This is a genomic window from Algibacter sp. Ld11, from assembly GCF_045066735.1.
Taxonomy (GTDB): domain Bacteria; phylum Bacteroidota; class Bacteroidia; order Flavobacteriales; family Flavobacteriaceae; genus Algibacter.
Map to the genome: position 1 here is coordinate 655,441 of NZ_JBISHH010000024.1, position 21,833 is coordinate 677,273.

General features: G+C 34.4%; 17 protein-coding genes and 1 tRNA gene. 7 read left to right on the top strand and 11 right to left on the bottom strand.

All coding sequences use genetic code 11. The annotated features are described in order from the left end of the window. Positions 1 to 115: 115 nt before the first annotated feature. Together ACJJV4_RS13135 and ACJJV4_RS13140 are read left to right on the top strand one after the other, a co-directional pair. Positions 116 to 1,351: a metallophosphoesterase gene (locus ACJJV4_RS13135; RefSeq protein ID WP_405295135.1), complete on the top strand. Its 1,236-nt coding sequence runs from the start codon at positions 116 to 118 to the stop codon at positions 1,349 to 1,351. Positions 1,352 to 1,470: 119 nt separating this feature from the next. Then, positions 1,471 to 1,767 carry a thioredoxin family protein gene (locus tag ACJJV4_RS13140; RefSeq protein WP_405295137.1) on the top strand — a complete coding sequence of 99 codons (297 nt, stop codon included), beginning with the start codon at positions 1,471 to 1,473 and terminating at the stop codon, positions 1,765 to 1,767. 27 nt (positions 1,768 to 1,794) lie between these two features. On the opposite strand, the gene ACJJV4_RS13145 is transcribed toward ACJJV4_RS13140, so the two are convergent. Beyond that, complete coding sequence (locus ACJJV4_RS13145) at positions 1,795 to 2,223, bottom strand: YybH family protein (protein WP_405295139.1); 429 nt, start codon at positions 2,221 to 2,223, stop codon at positions 1,795 to 1,797. A gap of 364 nt (positions 2,224 to 2,587) precedes the next feature. Here ACJJV4_RS13145 and ACJJV4_RS13150 point away from each other — a divergent pair, with 364 nt between their 5' ends. Beyond that, positions 2,588 to 2,827 (top strand): hypothetical protein, encoded by a 240-nt coding sequence (locus ACJJV4_RS13150; RefSeq protein ID WP_405295141.1) that lies wholly within the window; start codon positions 2,588 to 2,590, stop codon positions 2,825 to 2,827. Between the two features lie 23 nt (positions 2,828 to 2,850). Here the strand turns inward: ACJJV4_RS13150 and ACJJV4_RS13155 are convergent, their stop codons facing one another. From ACJJV4_RS13155 to ACJJV4_RS13200, 10 genes are all read right to left on the bottom strand, one after another. Further along, a complete protein-coding gene (locus ACJJV4_RS13155; protein WP_405295143.1) occupies positions 2,851 to 3,951 on the bottom strand; it encodes a DUF4407 domain-containing protein in 1,101 nt (366 codons plus the stop codon). 124 nt (positions 3,952 to 4,075) lie between these two features. Continuing rightward, positions 4,076 to 5,638: a T9SS type A sorting domain-containing protein gene (locus ACJJV4_RS13160; RefSeq protein WP_405295145.1), complete on the bottom strand. Its 1,563-nt coding sequence runs from the start codon at positions 5,636 to 5,638 to the stop codon at positions 4,076 to 4,078. A 27-nt stretch (positions 5,639 to 5,665) separates the two neighbouring features. Continuing rightward, positions 5,666 to 6,811, bottom strand: a complete 1,146-nt coding sequence (locus ACJJV4_RS13165; RefSeq protein WP_405295147.1) for a cytochrome-c peroxidase — start codon at positions 6,809 to 6,811, stop codon at positions 5,666 to 5,668. Positions 6,812 to 6,813: 2 nt separating this feature from the next. Further along, positions 6,814 to 8,292: a hypothetical protein gene (locus tag ACJJV4_RS13170; RefSeq protein ID WP_405295149.1), complete on the bottom strand. Its 1,479-nt coding sequence runs from the start codon at positions 8,290 to 8,292 to the stop codon at positions 6,814 to 6,816. After that, positions 8,279 to 9,757, bottom strand: coding sequence for a RagB/SusD family nutrient uptake outer membrane protein (locus tag ACJJV4_RS13175; RefSeq protein ID WP_405295151.1), 1,479 nt, complete (start codon positions 9,755 to 9,757; stop codon positions 8,279 to 8,281). The genes ACJJV4_RS13170 and ACJJV4_RS13175 overlap by 14 nt, the downstream gene beginning before the upstream one ends. Positions 9,758 to 9,761: 4 nt before the next feature. Then, positions 9,762 to 13,121: a SusC/RagA family TonB-linked outer membrane protein gene (locus ACJJV4_RS13180; protein ID WP_405295153.1), complete on the bottom strand. Its 3,360-nt coding sequence runs from the start codon at positions 13,119 to 13,121 to the stop codon at positions 9,762 to 9,764. Between the two features lie 3 nt (positions 13,122 to 13,124). Beyond that, complete coding sequence (locus tag ACJJV4_RS13185) at positions 13,125 to 14,234, bottom strand: FecR family protein (protein ID WP_405295155.1); 1,110 nt, start codon at positions 14,232 to 14,234, stop codon at positions 13,125 to 13,127. 220 nt (positions 14,235 to 14,454) lie between these two features. Next, positions 14,455 to 15,057: an RNA polymerase sigma-70 factor gene (locus tag ACJJV4_RS13190; RefSeq protein WP_405295157.1), complete on the bottom strand. Its 603-nt coding sequence runs from the start codon at positions 15,055 to 15,057 to the stop codon at positions 14,455 to 14,457. Between the two features lie 100 nt (positions 15,058 to 15,157). Further along, positions 15,158 to 16,024 carry a DMT family transporter gene (locus ACJJV4_RS13195; RefSeq protein WP_405295159.1) on the bottom strand — a complete coding sequence of 289 codons (867 nt, stop codon included), beginning with the start codon at positions 16,022 to 16,024 and terminating at the stop codon, positions 15,158 to 15,160. Between the two features lie 168 nt (positions 16,025 to 16,192). Further along, a complete protein-coding gene (locus tag ACJJV4_RS13200) occupies positions 16,193 to 17,581 on the bottom strand; it encodes a dipeptidase (protein WP_405295161.1) in 1,389 nt (462 codons plus the stop codon). 102 nt (positions 17,582 to 17,683) lie between these two features. Between ACJJV4_RS13200 and ACJJV4_RS13205 the strand changes: the two genes are divergently transcribed. The 4 genes from ACJJV4_RS13205 to ACJJV4_RS13220 all read left to right on the top strand — a co-directional run bounded on the left by ACJJV4_RS13205 (position 17,684) and on the right by ACJJV4_RS13220 (position 21,793). After that, positions 17,684 to 17,765: transfer RNA gene (locus ACJJV4_RS13205), tRNA-Leu, on the top strand. Between the two features lie 520 nt (positions 17,766 to 18,285). After that, on the top strand, positions 18,286 to 20,322 hold the full coding sequence (locus ACJJV4_RS13210) for a transketolase family protein (protein WP_405295163.1): 2,037 nt from the start codon (positions 18,286 to 18,288) through the stop codon (positions 20,320 to 20,322). Positions 20,323 to 20,411: 89 nt separating this feature from the next. Beyond that, on the top strand, positions 20,412 to 21,068 hold the full coding sequence (gene fsa / locus ACJJV4_RS13215) for a fructose-6-phosphate aldolase (RefSeq protein WP_042502600.1): 657 nt from the start codon (positions 20,412 to 20,414) through the stop codon (positions 21,066 to 21,068). 38 nt (positions 21,069 to 21,106) lie between these two features. Next, positions 21,107 to 21,793, top strand: coding sequence for an NrtR DNA-binding winged helix domain-containing protein (locus ACJJV4_RS13220; protein ID WP_405295166.1), 687 nt, complete (start codon positions 21,107 to 21,109; stop codon positions 21,791 to 21,793). Positions 21,794 to 21,833: the final 40 nt, after the last annotated feature.

The window sequence follows — 21,833 nt, forward strand, 5'->3', positions numbered from 1 at the left end:
GTCAATGAAATAGAGGGATTTACTATAAACGGATATTCTTAACAATTCGTTAAATCCATTTGCTAAAGGAAACATTAATCTTTAATACCGTTATCTTTGGATAAAAAAAGAGCAAATGCTACGTTGGATTATATTTTTAGCAGTTTTTTTAGTGGCCGATTACTACGCCTTTCAGGCTTTTAAAACGGTGGTTAAAAACAACTGGATTCATATATTATATTGGGTTGTTACCGCCTTGATTATCGGTAATTTTGTGTTTCAATTTTACGGGTTTAGCCGTCGTAATGGTTTTTCACATGCGCATTCTTATGCCATTGGATTATTTATAGCGCTTTTGGTGCCAAAATTGGTTTTATTATTAGGTGTGTTTTTTGAAGATATTTTTAGAGTGCCACAGGCTATTTATCGTTATTTTACGGTTGGTGAAGCTGCAAAAGGAAACTACTTTGCATCGCGTCGCCAGTTTATAAGTAAAGTGGCTTTAGGTTTGGCTGCCATTCCATTAGCTTCTATAATTTACGGCATTTACAAAGGAAAATACAATTACAAAGTTTTAAAATACACCTTGTATTTTGAAGATTTACCAGCGGCTTTTGATGGGTATAAATTAACGCAAATTAGTGATATCCATTCTGGAAGTTTTGACAATATGGAAAAGGTAAAATATGCCGTTGATTTAATCAATGAACAAGCGAGCGACGTGATACTTTTTACCGGAGATATTGTAAATAATAAGGTAGAAGAATTAGTACCATACAAAAACGTTTTCAATAAACTGAAGGCTAAAGATGGATTGTATTCTGTATTAGGAAATCACGATTATGGGGATTATGTAAATTGGGATTCTGATGAAGCAAAGCATCAAAACTTAGAGGATTTGAAAGCGCTTCAAAAAGAAATCGGGTTTAATTTACTTTTAAATGAAAGCAAATATCTTGAAAAAAATGGGGAGCGTATCGCTTTAGTTGGTGTTGAAAACTGGGGTGCTGGTGGTTTTAAAACGGCAGGCGATTTGCATAAAGCATCTTCTGCTATTGATAAAAACGATTTTAAAATTTTAATGAGCCATGATCCATCACACTGGGAAAAAAAGGTGATTGATGATGATTACCATTACCATTTAACACTAAGTGGACATACACACGGTATGCAGTTTGGTATCGAAATTCCCGGTTGGTTTAAATGGAGCCCAGTAAAATGGCGCTACAAATATTGGGCTGGTATTTATCAAGAAATGGGACAATACATAAATGTAAACCGTGGTTTTGGGTATTTAGCTTTCCCTGGGCGTGTTGGTATTTGGCCAGAAATTACTGTAATCGAACTTAAGAAAGGAACAGAAACAGTATAAACCGGCTTTGGTATTGCTGTTTATCTTAAATTGTTTATATTTATAATAATCAAATAGAATTTATAATAACGATTTTCTATCCGCTTAGAAAACTATTAAATAGACAAAAACTTTATAATATGTCAAAATTTGGGGAACTTATCGATGCTAATATGCCTGTGCTGCTAGATTTTTATGCAGAAGCAAGTGAGCCGTCTAAAGCCATGCACGATGTTTTAAACGACGTAGCTGCGACCTTAGGCGATAAAGCTAAGGTGATAAAAATTGATGTCGAAAAAAACCAAGAATTAACAGAGGCTTTACAAATAAAAGGTCTGCCAACTTTAATGGTTTATAAAGGTGGTGAAATGAAATGGCGCCATACCGGAGCACAAGATTCCAATGCACTTATTAGTGTTATCGAGGAGTATTTGTAGTAAAGTAGTTTTTTTTCTCTACAAATTTTAGCAAGAGGTGTCTGCAACAATTTTCCATTCACCATTAATACGCTTAAAAATAAGCATAAAAATACCGTCTGCATTACCAACTTCCCGTTTTAAGTGAAACTCACCAAGCACATAATAAGCATCTTCGCTTATTTTAGTGATGTCGTTAATTTTAAAACTTAAAGTACCTGTATGGTCTTTTGTTGGGTAGCTTTTTTCATAACGATCAAAAGTATCTTCCCAGCCATAAGTAACACCGTTTTTGCCATAAAATTTTAGTGAATCACTTTTCCAGTAACCTTCCATATAGCCTTCTAAATCGTGTTTAGACCAAGCGATACGCTGTGCTTTTAAAACTTTATTAATGGCTTTTATGTCTTTGTCTTCATTTTGAGAATAGCTAGTTAACGCCGAAATAAGACAGATAAGTAGAACGAGTTTTTTCATGTTGCAATTTATATAAAATATTTTATACCAAATCTATGCCGAAATTATAGTCGGTGTTAAAAACGCAGGTGATAATAACAAAATATAGTTAAAGTGCCAATAAGTAGTTCGAGTTCTTACTGTATTTTACTGTTCTTGTTTTAAAATGATGTTTAAGTAGGTTACTCAACGATTAAATTGACACGTAAATATTTTTCGTCCAAGGATGAATTCTTTTAATCGAAAAAATTCTTGAGGTAACTCTTTAATACTATACTTTTAACTTATAATCAATTGATTATGTTTCCCTCAGATTTATCATTTAACTAAAAAAAAACAACTTATTATGGATTTACGTATTACAAACTGCAACAATTTTTTCAAAATGAAGGGTGAACTAAATAAAAAGAGTTTATCTATTTTTCAAAACGAATTTCAAAATATTTTTAATCGTGTAAGCACACTTACTATTAGCATCGAAGATGTGAAAAGTATGGATCGTTATGGTGTAAAAGCTTTAACAGAATTGCATAACGAAGCCGTTTCCAAAAATAAAAGCATGGCTATTGTTGGTTTTGGAAGCAAAGATCTATACAATCATTTTAAGGCTAATACTGCTGCGTAATTATTAAAATTACAAACAACCTATTATGAGATGTTCTTTTGATGTTTAATAAAAGCATCGGCCTGTAATTGCATAAGTTCTCTCGTTTTTGCGCGTTTATAGGCATAAAGTTCATCTTCGGTTTTTAGGTCGTTATAAACACGGTCGTTAATGGCGTTGTCTGTTTTTAGTAGAGTTTCTCGTTGGTTTTTATTTTGACGTACATGGGTTTTAATAGCCGTTTCTAAATCTTCTAATTTAAAGTCGTAAGAACCTCTTGGAGATAGTAATTTCGCGATTATCGGAGATGTTTCTATAGCTAAAAATAACAGAAAAATAAAAAATGACGGCCACCATGATAATGTGCCTAGCGCATTTACACGAGCCATTAGTCCATCAAAATTATTAATTACAGGTTGTGTTGTATCAACTTGTAATTGATAATTTGATTTTAGAGTGGTGATCTGTTGTTCTAAGTCTGCTATTTTTGTTTTATTTTCTGATTTTAATTCTTGAAGTTCGGTTAGTAGAGCATCGTGTTTATCTCTTTTTTCTTGATATACAGGACCTTTTCCTAGTCGGTTTGTCCCAGCCGTGCCTTCGGCTTCTGCGATATAAGTATTGTAAAGTGTATTAACTTCTGCTTCCTTACTGATAATTGCGTTTTCTAGAGTTGTAATATCTGCTTCAAGAGCTGATATTTTTGGGTTAAATTGTTCTAATATTTGGTTTTGATTGGCTAATGTTAAATCGTTTTTCTGTTCTAATAATACCTGATTAATTTCTTTTTCAAAAATTTTGAGTTCCAAAGGTTTAGAAATCACAATAGCTATTATTACGGCGAGCATAATTCTCGGTGTCGCTTGTAAAAGTTCATCTAAAAAACGACCTGTTTTCTTTATGGTTGACACGATATAGCGGTCTAAATTAAAAATGAGTAAACCCCAAATAAACCCAAACCCAATAGCCGCAAAGTAATTATCGAAAACGGTAAAGAGTGCATAACTGGCTGCTATAAAAGCCATAAGTGCAGTAAAGAAAACGGTTGCGCCAATACCCGCGTATTTGTTTTGTTCACCTTTAGAGCATTGCTCTAAAATATCGGTGTCGGCGCCAGAGCAAATGATGAAGAATTGCTTTAGCATAATATGATTGATTTTTGATTGATTGTCTATTAAACGCTAAAAGCTTGATTTTGTTACAAATTATAATAAAAAAAGCCTCGAATTAACGAGGCTTTGTAATAAAAGAGGGGGATTTACCTATTAACTATTTTACTATTATTTTTCTTGTAATATTATTTAGGTCTGTTGTAATATTTAATAAATACATACCGCTATTTAAATTCAAGTCAATTTTTTCTGAAGAAATCGCACCCTGATATACTTGTTTTCCAGATATATCATGAATGGTATAGTTGTAGTCTACCATGCTTTGAGGTACCATAATATAATTCGAAGTTGGGTTTGGGTAGATATTAATTGTTTCTGTTTTTAAGTTTTCTACAAATAGAGTTGACGGATTGAAACGAAATAATTCATTGCCATTAGTTGTTTCTCCAGAAAATATAAGTTCATTGTCACGAACTAAAATGTCGTCGACATCTATTGGGTCGGCGCTAGAAGTAAAGTATGAGGCTATAGAGTTTGTTCCTGCGTTTGTACCATCGGTTATCCATAGTTTTGTTCCTGTTCCATCATCTGCAGAAAAATAAACAGCTCCATCAAATGCCGTAAAATTGTCCGGATCAGAATCACCTGTGGTATTAATGTCTTTAACCATGGATGATGTTGTTCCGTCATACTTCCAAAGCTCCACGCCATCAGTTCCATTTGTTGCGGAAAAATAAAGCGTAGTACCATCAGAAAATAAATTCGTTATGTCTCCATTTCCTCCAGGGAATATATCCGAAACTAGAACGGTTCCAGTTACTGTTCCGTTAGATTTCCATAGTTGATAACCATCTGCATCTTCGCTAGCAAAAAACATTTCGCCTTGGTGAACTTCCAGATAATCTGGGTCTCCTGAGCCTGACGGATTTGTATTGGCTACTTGAAAAGTTCCGACAGCTGTACCATCTGAAACCCATAATTCATCGTCAGAACCAGAAGAATCTGCTTCAAAAAATAATTTGTCTCCTAATAGTTCCATGTTTTCTAAATCTGAAGATGCTAAAAATCCTGCAGAAGACCCTGGTCTAATATCTAAGATCTCAATAGCGTCACCTGTACCATTGAAAAAGCCTAATTCGTTTCCGTTACCATTGTTTAAGCGCATAAATACACCTGTTGAAGCTACATGTGGATAGGAAGCACTAGAGAAAGAACCACCATTATTGTTTGTTATTTTTACAGGATTACCTTCATTATAGGCCCAAACTTGAGTGCTTCCTCCATCTAAAACCGTAAAGTATAATTCGTTGTTATATACAAAGAAATGATCTGGGTTTCCGTTTCCTGTTCCTGGATTTAAATCTGCAACCAAGTTTGTGTTCGCAGCGGTCCCATCAGTTTCATATAATTCTGCTTTTGTAGCGTCTTCGCTTGCTTTAAAGTACACTTTTCCGTTGAATTCGATAAATCGAGCAGGTGATGAATTGTCACCCGGATCAGCTGTACTTATATCGATAAGCGTTGTAGATGTGCCATTATATACAAAAAGTTCTTTGCCGTCGGTCCCGTTAGTAGCCTGAAAAAATAATGTATGATTTGAGTCTACAAAAAACTCCGATGGAGAAGAGTCTCCTAAAGGGTTAATGTCTTCAATTTGGTTGATTTGACTCATTACCGCGAGAGGGAGTAATGAGGCCATTACGAGTAATTGTTTTTTCATAATTTAAAATTTTGAGTTAATAATAATTTATTGAGGAAGTTTTGGTATTAATGTTCTACCCTTGCTAGAAGAAAGGGTTTCCATAAAAGCGATTAATGCTTCTATTTCATTTTTTTCTAGGCTTAGCTTTTTTAAGATAGGTGAGGTGGTTGGTATTAGAGAGTCACGCCCTTTACCTAAATACTTTTTTTGAATTGGAGATGGATTTCCTAGATTGTAAAACTGTACAACATCTAACAAACTCGGAAAATTACCATGGTGCATCCAAGGACCTGTTCTTGCAACTTCTCTTAATGTAGGTGTTCTTATTTTTCCAATATCATCCATGTTTTTGGTCACGTTGTAGCGGCCAAAATCTTCATCTTTTGTTCCAAACAAGGTTTGCCCGTCATTATGAAATTGATTATCTGAGAAGTAAGGTGTATTATGGCAATTAATACATCTCGCTTTTGTACGGAATATATGCAGTCCTAACACCTCTTGATTGTTAAGTTTTGTAGAGTCACCTTCAACAAACTTATCGAACCTTGTTTTGTAGCTATTTACCGTGCGTTCAAAGGTTGCTATTGCAAATTGAATACGTTCTAATGAAATGGTGTCATTACCAAAGGCAGCTTCAAACAAGGGCTTGTAACCATCTATTTTAGCTATTTTATCAACGGCAATATTGAGTTTTTCGTTCATTTCTAAAGGGTCTCCAATAGGAAACCTAGCTTGATCTTCTAGGGTAGTAGCACGACCATCCCAGAAGAGACTGTGCGCAAAACCAGAGTTTAAAATAGTCATAGAGTTTCGTGCTCCGGTTTGACGATTGTGACCAAAAGAACGTGTGGAATTATCCGTCCATGCTAATTCTGGATTATGGCAAGACGCACATGCTATTTGTCCGCTAACCGATAATCTTGGGTCGAAAAAGAGTGTTTTACCGAGTTTCGATTTCTCTTGACTAAACGGGTTGTATTCTGGATGTTGTAATTTGGGTAAAGCGCCAATATCTTTAAAACTTTCTTTGTTTACTGTACTATCTAAATCTGGTGCAGGCCATTTAGTAATATCACCACTAGAGTAAATGGCTTTTAAGTTTGCAATATTGGTGTATTCGTCTTTATGTTCTGTTTTGCACGAGCATATAAAAACACAAATAAATAAGGATAAAATTAGGTTGTTTCTCATGGTTATTCTAGTATGTATTCTGTAATGCAGTTGTTAGTCGTTAAATCTTCGGGGTCGGTATAACTGCTAGTGTTGTATAAGCGATACTCAGAAGTAATTGTGCCTCCGAAAATGGCTTCGTTAGTTAGGTTTAGTTGAAATTGAAGTTCAAAAATACCTGGGCTTACTTCTTCGTAAGTACCTTCACCTGAAATAGCAAAAGAAAAACTTTCGTCACTTTTGTTAGAAATGGTTAAAAACTGAGGGATTATTAAAATAGAACCAGTCGTTGTGCTTGTACCGTTTTCTGGGAAAAACTCTATAGCAGGTGTGGTATTGAAGCCCGGAGAGTTCGCTCGACTTGTACTCTCGTTACTAAAGTATCTTTTTAAGTTGAATGCATTTGTAGTGGTGGTTGCAATAGGGCTATCGAAACCAATTTGAAAGGCATGATGGTAAATGTCGTCTAGCGGATCGGCAGTACCATTATCGCTATAAAGTACAGCATTAGGGTTTGTAGATTCTACAACAATAGGGTAGGTGAAAGCAAAAGTAGATTGCCAAGCGCATTCGCCATCTTCATTAAAATCGTTCCAATGCTCTACGTAGGTGCGATAAAATGAATTTGATAAATTGTAGAAATTCGCTGCTATATTAACAGTAACATCACGATCAGACTTAATAGGCTTTACAATTTGTAGTGTGCTATTTCCGGTGGTTGTGTAGTTTTCGCTATCAATAAGTGTAATAATGGTTTGGTATAATACATCATCATTTTCAATAGATTCATTTAAAGTAATTCTGTAGTTAATAGTCGAAGTGTTTTCTCCTATATCTAGTGGTTCAATGCTATAATCAAAGCCGTTTAAAAATTTAAAAATATCTAAAGTTTCAATTTCCGAAGGAAGGTATCCGTTAGGGAAATTTACAGTAAAGTCTATTTGTTCACCTGCTGTACCTGTAATTTCAATTCTGTTTTCCAGAAATGTATAGGTAGTTGTAATAGGCTCTAAATTAATAGTGAATTCTGTATTAGTTTCGTTTGAATTTAAGTTGCCTAAATTTATCGAAGGGTCTGATACTGATTCTAGGTTTAAAATGATGCTTTCTTCGCTAGACCATCTTTTATTAAAGTTTATATAAATAGTATCAGTTAATTGATTGTTTAGAAATGAAACTTGATTTATAGGATTTATAGTAAATAAGTCTTCATTAGAGGAAGATACAACGCTGTAATTTACTATTACTTCGTTTTCTAAAGTGTAAGATGTTAAGGTTACAGGTACTTTTAAAGTGTTAACGCTTTTATTTTTATAACTAACACTTGGTATAATAGCACTACTTACTTCTGGGTATTCTAACGGTTCGTTGTTGCTGTTGGCTAGAAAATTAAACCTAACAAAGCTAGGGATATCGTTATTACTGTTATCATCGTTTTTAGAGCATGAAAACATTATAGTAAAAACGGTTGCTACGGTTAATAGGGTCTTAATATGTTTCATTTTGTATCAAATTTTCGTTAAGTTCTAAATTGCTGTCCGGTATTGGAAGTACATATTTTCCTGATGGATAGTTTAAATTACAGGTTTGCGAAACACAGTCGGCACCGCGTACAATATCTTTTTGATATCTAGCTAAATCGAACAGGTACTGCGCTTCAAAGCACATTTCTTTTCTGCGTTCTAGTATAAGTGCATCTTCTAAATTGGTGGTCTCCGTTAGTAGTGTGGCATTTGCTCGGTTTCTTAATATATTGATGTCGTCTTTACAATCTTCTAGGTTTTCAAGTCCTAATGATGCTTCGGCTCTTATTAAATACATTTCACTTAACCTGATGGCTATAAAACCAGGATTGTCTTGAAATTTTTTAGTGAAATAATATGGGCGGTCTTCAAGTTTACTGTTAATTAGAGTTGGTAGATTGGCTTCTAGAAAAAGCTGTCCGCGTAAGTCATTAGGTTCAAAAATGTTTCGTAAATTTTCTGAAGCAACATAATCGGCATAATCGGCAGATGAGGTGTATCCAAAGAAACTGGATAAAGAACCGCCAACGGTGCCACCGGTATCTCTTGGAATTGAAAATTCTAACAGTACTTCAGATATTGGTAGATCTGTTTTTTCCCACTCTGCAATATAATCTTCAGAAGGAGTAAGTGATATTCCTGAATTTAGAATTACTTCATTTGCCAAATCATAGGCGTTTTGCCAGTCGTATTTAGATATATATACTCTGGCAAGTAGCGCTTTAGTACTTACTTTATTAAAGTAAGAGTAAGTTGGTCCCTCTAAAAGTAGAGTGTTCGAATAGTTGCTTATTGCAGCAATTAAATCGTCAATAATTAAAGTATAGGTTTCTGCCAAGGTTTTTCGGGACGGGTAAGTAATGCCGTTGGTTAAGGTTGTTGTATTATAAACAATGCCTAAATGGCTAGCATCGGCAGTGTAACCATAGTTTTGAGCATATACTTGCGATAATAAAAAATGTGAATATGCTCTAAGTGTTAAGGCTTCCGCTTTTATTTGGGCCTTTACATCATTACTAGAGTCTGTTAAGGCATCTGTATATTCTAATATTAGGTTTGCTTGGTTTATAATATCGTAGCTGTCATCATAAAAGCTTTCTAAATTGCTTTCTTCGGCTAGGTCTGTAAAGTTATATACGTTCTCTGTATTTATTGGTGGAGTAATTAGTCCAACGTTATTACCTGTTTCTGTTGGAGTAAAGGTGATATTTCCAGATAACATATCTGCATAGGTTGCATAACGTTCTCCTCTAACATTAGCTTCTAAATTGCCATAAGCACCATTTAGGGCAGTTATTATACCATCTGTAGTTGTAAGTTGCTCGGTGATTGATGTTTGCGAGCCAGGTTCTTGTTCTAAGAAATCACTACAATTATAGCAAGTTACAAGGAGTACTATTAAGGTATATTTCAAAAATTGTTTAAGTTGTTTTGTTTCTATCATTACCTTAAAATTTTGCGTTTAATCCAATTGAAATTGTTCTTGCTTGTGGGTAAGTAAACCTGAATTCACTTATACCGTTTCTGCCATTCAAGCTTTTTTCTTTATACCAATAGAGTACATTAGAAACATCTGTGTAAATAGATAGTGCGTCTAAAAAACCGATACTATTTCTGGGGAAGCTAAAATTTAAATTCACGTTGCTTATTCTTAATGAAGTAGCGTCGTATAGGTATTTATCATAGTTAGAAATAGTTGGATTGTTACTTGTTACAATTGGGTTTAGGGCAACATCTCCTTGGTTTCTCCAATAATCGTAAGCGTTAACTGAAAGGTTTCTATTTGATGTGATATTGTATTTAGCAATAAGTTCGTCTTGGGCTAAAAAGTCACCACCTATTTGAAAACTTCCGCGAATAGATAGGCTTAGGTTACTATTGAAGGTAAAGGTGTTGTTAAAACCACCATAAGCATCGGGTTGGTAATCCCCAATGGGTACCCAATCGACACTGCTAAATAAGCTATTGTAAGTAACGGAATCATAAATTTGACCATCTTTTTTAAGTAAATCTCGTCCGGTAGCTGGGTCTATTCCAGCCCATTTAATACCCCAAATAGTAGATGTGCTATAGCCTACTTTTTGAGCTAATGCAATTTCTGAAAGAGAAAAAGCACTACCTAAGCCTTTCAGTTCAGTAACTTCACTTTTTAAGGTGGAAATGTTAAAAGATGTGTGCCATTTAAAATTTTCTTTTTGAAACCATTTAAAACTTGTTGATAGTTCTAATCCTTTATTGTACATACTTGCAGCATTAATTTGTATAGAGCTATAGCCCGTTTCAGTAGGTATATTTCTGCTAGTAATAAGATCGTTAATATCGTCGTAATAATATTCGAGAGTTAAACTCACAGTATTTAAAAAGTTAAAATTTAAACCTGCATTAAACTTTTTGTTTTTTTCCCAACTAAGTTCGCCATTGGGCGCGGTAGATGGATAGGCAATGTTTAAATTATTATAACCGTTATCGTCAATGGTGTATAAGCCTTTGGAGCGGTAAGAGCCTATTCTGGAATTTCCGGTGCTTCCGTAGCTGAATTTTAGTTTTAATAAATCGATCCAATTATTAGAATCTAAAAAATTCTCATTAGATATAATCCAGCTTACACCTGCGCCGCCGGTATAAGCCACATCGGTGTCGTTTCCAAAAACAGAACTTTGGTCACGTCGAAAATTGCCTAAAATAAAATAGCGTTTTTTGTAGTTGTAATTAAGTTGTGAAAATAAAGATACTCGAGAGTTATTGCTAACATCATAGCTATACGTTTGGTTGTTTTTAGATTCGTCATCGGTTGTTGACGGGTCATCATCTTGTATCGCATCGGTAATACTGTTTACTACATTTGGATTTACAAAGCCACGGCCAGAAGCATAATCAAAGTCAACATCTTCTTTAATAAGTTCTATACCGAAAATACCATCAAAGGAGCTATTTTCTGTTACTTGTTTGTTGTAAAGTGCACGTGTTTGCCAGTTCCATTTATTGGTATGTCTGTTATTTATGATTCGACGTCCGTAATTTGGATACGATATGCCGTCTAAAGTAAAGCTGCCGTTATATTGTCCGCTTTCATTTTCTCCTGATAGATAACGATTTTGTTTTTTATCTCTGTATGATAGGCCAAATAGAGACGATATATTTAAGTCGTTTGTAATATGGTAAGTAGCCTGTAAGCTACCGAGTATACCATAAGTTTTAGCGGTATTTGTGTTTTGGGCTATGGCTGCAAGCGGGTTCCCTAAGCCAGCAACACCGACATCTGCAAAAGACCCATCTTCATTGTAAGGCGATAGTGTTGGTGCAAAAGCATAACTATAGTAAATATTTGGTGCATCTTTCTCAACATAACTTGGTGTTAAGGCTAAGCTTATATCTAGTTTTTTATGATGATAACTAAGGTTAATACTTCCGTTTAATTGTTTGTTGGTATTACCTATTTGTGGTTCGTCTATTTTTTTATAAGTTAAACTCGAGCGATATGAAATTTTATCTGAAGCTCCAGATACACTAAAATTATATTTGTTGTAAATACCTGTACCATTTAGCAAGTTAAACCAATCGGTATTTACACCGTTGTAAGCTGTGGGTGTGAAATCTGCTGTTGTGTTTTTTAGATATTCATTTCGGAGTTCCTGATATTGCGAACCATTTAAATATTCAATTTGGTTAACAGCTGATGAAATTCCTAATTGTGTTGAGAAACCAAATTTTGCTGTACCTTTTTTTCCTTGTTTGGTTGTAATTAAAATAACACCGTTTGCAGCATCAGCACCATAAATACTAACAGCTGCGGCATCTTTTAAAACCGTGAAGCTTTCAATGTTTTCTGGTGAAATTTGTGATAATGGGTTTGATAAATCTTCAGAATAACTGCCACTACCATTAAAAAAGTTATTGTCGATAGCTATTTCTTCTGCCATAATAACCCCGTCGATAATTATTAGTGGTTGTGTAGAAGTTCCAAAAATGGCGCTATTTAACGGTGTTAAACTCCCTTGCCCTCGAATATTTATACTTACTGGGCCACCAATGCCAGATGTGTTTTCTATATATACACCCGCTATTTGCCCATCTACCATTTTATCAATACTTTCCGAGGCTTGATCTACAGCTATATCTTTAGCGTTAAGTGTTTCAATACTGCCAACAATTTCTTCTCTAAGTGTTTTTGTACCGTAGGATGATGTAATAACGACCTGATCTAGCTCATCGGCTGCTTCTTTTAAATAAAAAGTGAATTTGGATTTATCGCCAACCAACTGAGTTAAGGTTTGCATACCTAAATAATGTGCCTCAAGTTCTATATTGTTGAGGTTGTTTCCTTGTAATCGGTAAGTGAATTCGCCATTAAAATTGGTTATCGCGCCTCGTTTTGTTCCTTTTATTAGTACAGTAGCACCAGGTAAAGGAAGGTTGTCGGGGCTAGTAAGAACAACGCCAGATATTAACCTTTGTTCTGTACTTTTAGTTACAGTAGGTATTTGGGTTAATTGTTTTTCAATCAATAATATTTGATTGTTTTTTATAACGTAGGTGAGTTGTGTGTTTTCTAGTAATTTGTTTAGGGCTATTTCTAGACTCACGTTGCTCACATTAAGGCTAATTTTTTTGTTGAGGTCTATTTTATTTGCATTATAAATAGAGCGGTAAGTAGATTGCTGTTCAATTATTTTTAAAACTGATTCAAAAGATTGTCCTGTGACGTTAATTGAAATAGAATCAGATTGTGCGTTAGCACTGTTGAAAAACAAAATAAGTCCGAGAGCGAGAATTACTGTTTTTACATGTTGGTTAAAAAAATACTTCATTTATTAATTGTTGCTAATTATTATTTGGTTGTCTTCGATACTATATTCAAAAAAGGTATCAAACTTTAATAAATCGAGAATATCTTCTAAAGTCGATGTTTTAAAATTGATAGTACCGCTGAATTCTTGAGCTTCTAATAAGGTGTTGTTGTTCGTGATTTTTACATTAAAAGCACGTTCGAGTTTTTTAGAAAATGAGCTAAAATGTGCAGAATCAAGGATGATTTCCCCATGAATCCAGCTGGTGTATATGTGTGTATTTACTTGTGTTTGTTTAAAAGTTTCTGTTGTTGCATTCCATGTTGCTTTATGGTTGGGTGTTAATAGTGATTTGTTATTTGGATTATTTATGTTTGAAAGTTCTACAGATCCTTCAACTAAAACACATGAGGTTTCGGAGTTTTCAGGATAAGCATTTACATTAAATTTTGTACCCAAAACCTTTACGTCTATATCGTTTATATTAACTATAAAGGGATGAGCTTTATCTTTTTCAACCTCAAAAAAGGCTTCTCCATTTAAATACACTAGTCGGTTTCCTGTATTACTAAATTGTTTAGGGTATTTAAACGTAGTTCCGGCATTTAAGTGCACTTTTGTACCATCTGATAATGTAACATTGAATGTTTTTCCTAGCGGAATTTTTAACGTATGGTATTCTAAATTAGTAGCTGTTTTTGCTGCTTTATATATAATTTCATTATTATTTTGTTTTGCTATAACGTGTCCTTCAGCGGTTGTGACATCAGCTTTGTTTTCATTGAGGTTAATAGATGTATTCTCAACTTCTAAAACAATACCATTTGGTTGCTCTTGTTTTTTATTTAATGAAGACCAAGTAAATCTACCAACCGATATTAACAGAACAACAATGGCTGCGTATTTTAACCATGTTTTGTGTTTGAATGTTTGTGTTTTTGCTATTTCTTTTTGAAGAGATTTCCAAGCAATTTTTGTGTCTGTTTTAGTAGATTCTGTAAGGAGCCATGCCTTTTTCAAGGTCATGAATTCCTTTTTGTTTGCATGTGACTTGTTTATCCATTCAAAAATTAATTCGACTTCATTTTCGGAGGCTTCACCGTTTAAGTATTTTATTATTAGACTGGAGATCATACTATTTTGATTTTATTTGGTTGTTTCAGTTGGTAATACTGTAATGAGTACACCCCAATATTTAAAAACCCTAATAAATAAAAATTATTTTTATTTAGACTTGTTAAAAATAATTAACAAAAATATAAGAATAATCGAATTTATCTTATGATAAAAAATAATTTTTTTTTTGAGTTGTCTAGCTGTGATGAAGTTTAGTGCAGAATAATTGTTTGTTCTATTATTTAGAAAGGATGAGAGTAATAAGAACAAGTGGTAAATAATCGGATAGGTTTAATCTTAAAATTTTTAAAGCTTTTGTCATGTGAGCCTCTACAGTTTTCACTGTAATATTAAGTTCGTCGGCAATCTCTTGGTTCTTTTTATTTTCAAAACGTTTCTTTAAGAAAATCACTTTTGTTTTATCTGGTAACTCATCAATAGATTTTGAAATTAAATCTTCAAGTTCTGATAAAGCCAGCGTATCGAAATTCATAGAGTTTAAAATATCGAAATCTAATTCTCGCTCTTTTTTATTTAATGTTTTACTCTTATAACGTTCTTTAACTTCGTTATGTCTAATAACATTTAAGCATTTAGATTTGGCATAGGTGTATAAGAAAGATTCTATGCCACTAACTTTTTCGATTTTATGTTTATTAAGCCATAGATTTAAAAAAGCATCTTGAGTTATACCGGATGCTTGGGGTTTATCGTAAATAAATTGAATACAAAATCCTAAAATATGACTGTGATATTTATTGAAAAAATATTCAAAAGCTTTTTCATTACCTGTTTTTAGGTTTTTGAAATTAAGTAATTCGGTTTTGCTTTGGTTTTGCATTTATTATTAGAGATAGCCGCTTTGTTTTAAAATGGACGAACATCAAAAGTACAATTTTTAAGAAAACAAATTTTATTAGGTTTAAAAGTGTGCTGTTTTTTTAAGATTTAGCCTTTTTAGACCGAACACTTTCTATAACGACTGTTGCTAGAATTAATGCGCCACCAATAAAGGTGTTTACGGTTGGTATTTCGTTTAAAAAGAAAAAAGCGATAATAATACCACAAATAGGTTGTGCGCTTCCGATAATACTTGCTGTACTTACCGAAAAATGTTTCAAACTGCCAATAAAAAGTGAATGACCAATAGCAGTTGTTACTAAGCCTAAAATAATGAGGTATGGAAATTGGGTTTGCATATTACCAAGGTCCATGGTGAACATAACGGGTATGAGTATAATAGCAACTATTATAGCTTGCTGTGTCATGAGGACGGTGCCATTATAATTGTTTACATGGCCTTTTAAAATCAGGTTTCGTAAGGCGTAGCATAAAGCTGAAAATATACCGTAAAGTATACCTTTTAAATGGGTGTTTTCTAGGTTTAAATCTGGTGCTAGTATGTAAACGCCGAGTAAAACAATAAACCCTAATAGTATATGTATGGGGTTTAATTTCGATTTGGTGAAAAAGGGTTCTAGTAATGCGGTTATTACTGGAAAGGTAAACATGGCGAGCATACCTATGGCAACGTTGGATAGTTTTAGGGCCTGAAAATAGGTAATCCAATGTGTTGCTAAAAGTACGGCGCCTAGAATGATAGTTGGAGCATCTTTTTTTGATTTTATTTTAATGCTGAATTTTTTAAATCGACAGTAAGCGAAAAGAAAAATGGATGCTATAGCACTGCGACCCCATATAATTACTGGTGTTGGTAAATCTATAAATTTACCAAGTGTTCCTGATGTGCTTATAAGTAGTGTGGCTAATGCGAGTAGAAATAAGTGATTGTTGTGTTGGTTTTTCATTGTTGTACAAGTAAGCACTTATTTTAAGTTGCTAATTGAAGTTAGCGGATTGGTTGCGTTAGGGATTGAACGGTTTGTTTAAGCTCCCCGACCTTAGGAGGGAGCGCGTAGTGAAAGCCCGACCATAAGCTCGCCATAAAAGCGAGCTTATGGTAACGCCCAAAGAATTTATTTTGAAAACTCCGTGAAATATTTATAAAATAACGGAATGGTTTCGATGCCTTTTAAGTAATTCCAAACTCCAAAATGTTCGTTTGGTGAGTGTATAGCATCGCTGTCTAAACCAAAGCCCATGAGTATGGTTTTGCTTTTTAATTCTTGTTCGAATAATGCAACAATTGGTATGCTACCTCCGCTTCGTTGTGGTATTGGTGCTTTTCCAAAAGTGTCTTGGTAGGCATGACTTGCAGCTTTATAACCTAAACTATCTATTGGTGTTACGTAGCCTTGGCCGCCGTGATGTGGTGTGACTTTTACGGTTACGCCTTGGGGTGCAATACTTTCGAAATGGGTTTTGAAAAGTTGGGTGATATTTTCCCAGTCTTGGTTTGGTACTAAGCGCATAGATATTTTTGCGTATGCTTTGCTGGCTATAACTGTTTTTGCACCTTCGCCAGTGTAACCTCCCCAAATACCGTTAACATCTAGTGTTGGACGAATGGAATTACGCTCGTTTGTGGTGTAGTTTTTTTCTCCATAAACGGCGTTAATATCTAATGCTTTTTTATAATTTTCTAAACTGAAAGGTGCTTTTGCCATTTGTGCGCGCTCCTCGATAGAAAGTTCTTCTACGTTATCGTAGAAGCCAGGAATAGTAATGTGATTGTCTTCATCATGAAGTGAGGCAATCATTTTCGTTAGCACGTTTATTGGGTTAGCTACTGCGCCACCGTAAAGTCCGGAGTGTAAATCACGATCCGGGCCTGTAACTTCAACTTCTAAGTAACTTAAGCCACGTAACCCTGTGGTAATAGAAGGAACATCGTTGGCAATCATTCCGGTATCGGAAATTAAAATAACGTCGTTTTTAAGTTTATCGTGGTTGTTTTTTACAAAGGTTGCTAGGTTAGCGCTACCAACTTCTTCTTCACCTTCTATCATGAATTTTACATTACATGGTAGTTGGTTTGTTGCAGTCATGAATTCCATGGCTTTTACATGCATATACATTTGGCCTTTATCGTCGCAAGCTCCACGGGCAAAAATGGCACCTTCTGGATGTTTTTCGGTTGTTTTAATTACGGGCTCAAATGGTGGCGAGTCCCAAAGGTTAATTGGATCTGGCGGTTGTACATCGTAATGTCCATAAACAAGTACCGTTGGAAGGTTTTTATCTATTATTTTTTGTCCGTAAACAATAGGGTAGCCGTCTGTTTCGCAAATTTCCACAGTATCGCATCCGGCTTGTTCTAGTCGCATTTTTACGGCGTCTGCTGTTTTTAATACATCGGTTTTGTATGCTGAGTCTGCACTAATAGATGGTATTTTAAGGAGCTCGATAAGCTCGTTTAAAAATCTTGTTTTGTGTTCTAATATGTAGTTTTGAATACTATTCATGAAGTTGTTTTTCTTTATTTTATCAAAAGTAAAAAAAAAGAATGTTTTTTTACTGAAAGAAGTTTGCAATTTGAAAATCTTGTTTATATTTGCAGTCCTTAAGCGGGCGTGGTGGAATTGGTAGACACGCTAGACTTAGGATCTAGTGCCTCACGGTGTGGGAGTTCGAGTCTCCCCGCCCGCACAGTAATAAAAAAAGCCGACTATTTTTAGTCGGCTTTTTTGTGTTTACTAGGTTCATGTTTTGGGTTAGAGTGAAAACTTTTTTAGTGTTTTATTAATTTAACTGGTTAAGAATTTTCTTTCAAAAGATGAATAAGCTAAGATGTTATATTAAAATATCATGTTTTTAAAGCGTTTAAAACCGCATTGCGCTAAAGGCGTATTCGTAAGAAATACAATCCGTCTGGTAATTTATCTTTTAATTATTCAATTTTAAAACAATACTATTAACAAAAAGCACGATTTGGTGCATAAAACGTTACATGTTTATTATGTCTATCGTTTAATTAGATGTATTTTTACGGCGCAAAATTTAGTGTTTTAAAAAAATAAGTGTTTTAGTGACACTCATCTATGTTTAATTACTACATTTGCAATATGTTATTTTTCAGTGGTTTTAAATGCGTTATTGCTTTTTTATTGTTGATATAATGACAAATCTATTAAAGTTAGAGTTATTAAAAATTAACCATAAATTTAAAATGAACAAACAAATTGATCAACGAGCAGCAGATAATATTAGAGCATTAGCTGTAGCAATGGTAGAAAAAGCGAAATCAGGTCATCCAGGTGGTCCAATGGGTGGAGGGGATTTTATGCACATCCTGTATTCAGAGTTCTTTAATTATGATCCAACAGATATGGAATGGGCGTTTAGAGATCGTTTTTTCATGGATGCTGGTCACTTATCAACCTTAATGTATGCACAATATTATCTTTTAGGTAACTATGCAAAGGATGATGTTGCCAATTTCAGACAATGGGGTTCTATTACACCAGGTCACCCAGAAGTTGATGTAAAGCGTGGTATTGAAAATACGTCTGGACCATTAGGTCAAGGGCACACTATGGGTGTGGGAGCAGCAATTGCAGCTAAGTTTTTAGGCGCCCGTTTTGGAGATTGGATGAATCATAAAGTATATGGTTTTATTTCTGATGGAGGTATTCAAGAAGAAATTTCTCAAGGTGCTGGGCGTATTGCTGGGCATTTAGGGTTGAGTAACTTCATTATGTTTTTCGATTCTAACGATATTCAATTATCTACACCTACAGATGAGGTAACTACAGAAGATACCGCCATGAAGTATGAAGCTTGGGGTTGGAATGTAGTAACTATCGATGGCCATAACCACGATGAAATAAGAAAAGCATTAACCGATGCTAATAACCAAACTGAAAAACCAACATTAATTATTGGTAAAACAATAATGGGTAAAGGTTGTGTTACTGCAGATGGTAGTATGTTTGAAGGACATTGTGAATTACACGGACAGCCTATTGGAGCTACCGGAGCAGATTACGCAAAAACCTTAGCTAATTTAGGAGCAAATACTGAAAGTCCTTTCGATATTTTCGATGATGTTCAAGAATTTTATAAAAACTTAGTTGCAGAAAAAACTGTAAAAGCTGCTGAAAAGAAAGCAGAAATAGCAACTTGGAGAATAGCAAACGAAGCTTTAGCTACAAAATTAGATTTCTTCCTTTCTGGTGAGTTACCAGAATTAGATTTCGCTTCAGTAGAACATAAAGCAGGTTTAGCAACAAGAGCAGCATCTTCTGGTATTTTAGGTTACTTAGCCGAAAATGTAGAAAACATGATTGTTTCTTCTGCCGATTTATCAAACTCTGATAAAACTGATGGATTCTTAAAGAAAACACACGCTCTTAAAAAAGGTGATTTCACAGGGTCGTTCTTACAAGCAGGTGTTGCTGAATTAACCATGGCTTGTATTGCAAATGGTATAGCGCTTCACGGCGGTATTATTCCGGTTGTTGCAACATTCTTTGTGTTTTCAGATTATATGAAACCAGCTATTCGTTTAAGTGGTATTCAAGAATTAGGTGTAAAATATGTTTGGACTCACGATGCTTTTAGAGTAGGTGAAGATGGACCAACACACCAACCTGTTGAGCAAGAAGCTCAAATTCGTTTATTAGAAAAATTAAAGAACCATAGCGGAAACCCAAGTTTCTTAGCATTACGTCCTGCAGATTCAGCAGAAACTAGCGTAGCTTGGAAAATGGCTTTAGAAAATAAAAACACACCAACAGGTTTAATACTTTCTCGTCAAGGTATTAAAGATATTGAACCTCAAGGGTCTTCAAGATATGAAGAGGCTTTAGCTGCAGAAAAAGGTGGTTATTTAGTAAAAGAAGTTGAAAATCCAGATGTAGTTTTAATTGCAAACGGATCGGAAGTTGCTACATTATTTGCAGCAGCCGAAATTTTAGAATCTAAAAATAACTTAAAAGTGAATATTGCTTCGGTAATTTCAGAAGGTGTTTTCAGATTACAATCTAAAGCATACCAAAACTCTGTAATTCCTGCTAACACACCATTATTTGGTTTAACAGCTGGTTTACCTGTAAACTTAGAAGGATTAGTTGGAGCTAATGGTAAGGTATTTGGTTTAGAGCATTTCGGTTACTCTGCACCGGCATCTGTACTAGATGAGAAATTTGGTTTTACTGGCGAAAAAGTAAGTAACCAAGTATTAGAGTATTTAAAAACAGTTTAAAAAATTAAAATATACTGCACCTAAAGCTATAGTTTATCTGTGTTTTAGGTGTAGCATATTCAATTAATAAAACAATAACAACTAACAATATGAAATTTTTTATTGACACAGCAAATCTAGGTGAAATTGCAGAGGCACAGGCTTTAGGCGTTTTAGATGGTGTAACAACAAACCCGTCATTAATGGCGAAAGAAGGCATCACTGGTTCTGAAAATATTTTAGCACACTACCAAAAAATCTGTGATTTAGTAGATGGTGATGTTTCTGCAGAGGTAATCTCTACCGATTTTGACGGTATGGTAAAAGAAGGTGAAGCTTTAGCGGCTTTACACCCACAAATTGTAGTGAAATTACCTATGATTGCCGATGGTGTAAAAGCGTGTAAGTATTTCTCTGATAAAGGTATTAGAACAAACGTAACTTTAGTGTTTTCTGCTGGGCAAGCCTTATTAGCAGCCAAAGCAGGAGCAACGTACGTATCTCCTTTCTTAGGTCGTTTAGATGATATTTCTACCGATGGTTTAAATCTTATCGATGAAATTAGAATGATTTATGATAACTACGGTTTTCAAACTCAAATTTTAGCAGCTTCTATACGTCACACAATGCACGTAATTAACTGTGCTAAATTAGGTTCGGATGTAATGACAGGACCTTTATCTTCAATTACAGGTTTATTAAAACATCCTTTAACAGATAGTGGTTTAGCTAAGTTTTTAGAAGATTACAATAAAGGAAATCAATAATAACTGTTTATTAATTTGTTGAATTTACTCGTAACTGAATGATTGAATCGAACAGCTCTGATAAAAATATTCAGCAAATTAAAGTAGCAGTAGATTGTATTATTTTCGGATTTAATGATAACAAGCTTGAATTGTTATTAATTAAAAGGAAAGAAAATCCCGAAATGGGAAAATGGTCTCTAATTGGCGGTATCGTTGGCTTCAATGAAGATTTAGACGAAGCCGCCAATCGGATACTATCCGATTTATCTGGTTTGCAAGATATTTATATGGAGCAAATTAAAACCTTCGGAAAAGTAAATCGATGTGCTTTCGATCGAATTATATCGTCAACGTATAGTGCCATGATTTTAAAATCGAGCTATACAGAAGATCAAATAAAAAAGCATAATGCACAGTGGTTTCCAATAACCGAAGTGCCAGAACTTATTTTTGACCATAATGATATGGTTGATATTGCCATTAAAAGAATGCGTCGCAGAGTGCGAAACTTCCCGATAGCATTTAATTTATTACCATCTAAATTTACGCTTCCGCAGTTACAAGCGCTATATGAAGGTATTTTAGATGAAGAGTTAGATAAAAGAAACTTTCGTAGAAAAGTATCACAAATGAACTATTTAGTAAGGTTAGAAGAAAAGGATATGACAGAGTCTCGTAGAGGAGCTTTCTTATATCGCTTTGATGAGGCCTTATTTATAAAAGATCAAAATTTTAATCTATAATTTAATTATTCTATATAATTAAATTATAGATATTTTTTAG